This window comes from Streptomyces sp. NPDC006265 (assembly GCF_040613555.1).
Classification (GTDB): domain Bacteria; phylum Actinomycetota; class Actinomycetes; order Streptomycetales; family Streptomycetaceae; genus Streptomyces.
Genome location: NZ_JBEXSH010001290.1, coordinates 1 through 1771 on the forward strand (window position 1 = coordinate 1; position 1771 = coordinate 1771).

Annotated in this window: 2 protein-coding genes and 1 pseudogene; 1 reads left to right on the forward strand and 2 read right to left on the reverse strand. The window is 71.2% G+C overall.

Annotated elements, in window-relative coordinates; translation table 11 throughout:
- Together ABZ281_RS48080 and ABZ281_RS48085 are read right to left on the reverse strand one after the other, a co-directional pair.
- A pseudogene (locus tag ABZ281_RS48080) lies at window positions 1-317 on the reverse strand (MMPL family transporter); the annotation flags it as partial.
- Between the two features lie 158 nt (window positions 318-475).
- Window positions 476-817, reverse strand: a complete 342-nt coding sequence (locus tag ABZ281_RS48085; RefSeq protein WP_356665028.1) for a hypothetical protein — start codon at window positions 815-817, stop codon at window positions 476-478.
- A gap of 193 nt (window positions 818-1010) precedes the next feature.
- Between ABZ281_RS48085 and ABZ281_RS48090 the strand changes: the two genes are divergently transcribed.
- Window positions 1011-1771: methyltransferase domain-containing protein (locus ABZ281_RS48090; protein ID WP_356665030.1), on the forward strand; the 761-nt coding region annotated here is incomplete at its 3' end.

The following is a 1771-nucleotide window of genomic DNA, read 5'->3' on the forward strand; positions in this document are numbered from 1 at the left end:
GGGCTGGCGACCGAGGCCACTGCGGGGAGGTTCTCGATCCGGTCCAGGGTGCGGGTCATCGCCTGCTCGACGTCGGGGGCGCGGACGCTGCCGGACGTGGTGTGCCAGACGACGGTGTCGCTGTCGCCGCCGAGCTGCGGGAAGCCTTCGTGCAGCAGTTCGGTGGCGCGGCCGGACTCGGTACCGGGGACCTGGTAGTCGTTCGAGTACGTGGTGCCGGCGAGGGCGGCGCCCGCGGCGACACCCGCGAACGCGAGGAGCCACAGCAGGACACTGAGCAGACGGCGCTGGACACACCAGCGTGCGAGGGCTGCCACGAAACGTGCTCCCGGAGTTGCCTTGTGTGGATCTTTGACCGGGAACAGTCGCGCATGAACTGAACAGCCAGCAAAGAACGCATGAGCAATGCGCTGCCACTGTTACAGGCCCGGGAGATCATTTGCCGCTTTCGTGGGCTTATTCACAGCGGCCGGAATCAGTCGCCCTGGTCCCCGAGTGCCATCACCATCACGCCCGCGACCAGCAGCCACAGGGCCCGCCGGGTACGCCCGCGGGAACCCAGCACGGTGGCGGCGGCGCACACGGCGGCCCCGCCGGCGTACGCGGCCGGGACGAAGGCCGGTGCGGAGCGGGTGAGGCGGAGCAGCGCCGCGGCGAGACCGGCCAGGGTCAGTGCGGCGCCGGTGCCCGCCGCCGTCCAGCGGGCGCGGCGCGCGTCTTCCGCGTCGTCCGCCGGATCCTCGGTCCCGTCCTGGCCGGCGGCCGCCTCCGAGTCCGCTGTCGCTGGGTCGGTGTCGGAATCAGGACGTCCACTCATGGCCGAGACGGTAGCGCGCCGGGCGGGGAAAACCGGGTGCGGGGCCACCGGGCCGACTGTTAGCGTCCGGCGGTCCGAGGAACCGCCCGCGGCCTCCCGCCGCCCGGCCGAAGCAGGTGCGTTGTTTGACGGTCCGACCGAGCCCCTCCGCATCCCCGTTCTTCCTCAAGGACTCAAGGAGCCCGTTTCACCGATGTCGGACATCATTTCCCGGACCCCGAACGACCCCCTCACTGACCGTGTGAGCCACCCCGGCTACCCGCGCAGCAACGGCTACGACGCCCGCTGGACCATTGACAACCAGATGGGCCCGCACGCGCTGTGGCTGCTGGAGTGGCTGGCCCCCGCCCTGGGGCTCGACACCCTGAGCCCCGGCTCCCGGGTGCTCGACCTGGGCTGCGGACGTGCCATGACGTCGATCTTCCTCGCCAAGGAGTACGACGTCCAGGTCGTCGCCGCCGACCTGTGGATCAAGCCCGACGAGAACGCCGGGCGGATCGCCGAGGCGGGTGTCGGCGACCGGGTCCTGCCCGTGTTCGCCGAGGCCCATGACCTGCCGTTCGGCGAGGGTACCTTCGACGCGATCGTCTCGATCGACGCCTACCAGTACTTCGGCACCAACGACCTGTACCTGCCCACTGTGACCCGGCTGCTGAAGCCGGGCGGGCGGATCGGCGTCGTCGTACCGGCGCTGCGCGAGGAGGCCGACGGCGTCGAGCCGCCGGAGCACCTCAAGCCCTACTGGGAGCCCGACTTCTGGTGCTTCCACTCGGCGGCCTGGTGGCGGCGCCACTGGTCCCGCAGCGGGGCCGTGGAGGTCGAGACCGTGGACTGGCTGGAGGACGGCTGGCGCGACTGGCTGCGCTGGTGCGAGGTCGTCACCGACGAGAGCACGGACGAGTGGCACGTCCGGATGGCGGGACAGTGCGCCGAGATGCTGCGCCTCGACCGGGG

Bases quoted from the DNA above. Each gene is read 5' to 3' on its own strand.
- ABZ281_RS48085 (WP_356665028.1), bottom strand. From the start codon at position 817: ATGAGTGGACGTCCTGATTCCGACACCGACCCAGCGACAGCGGACTCG.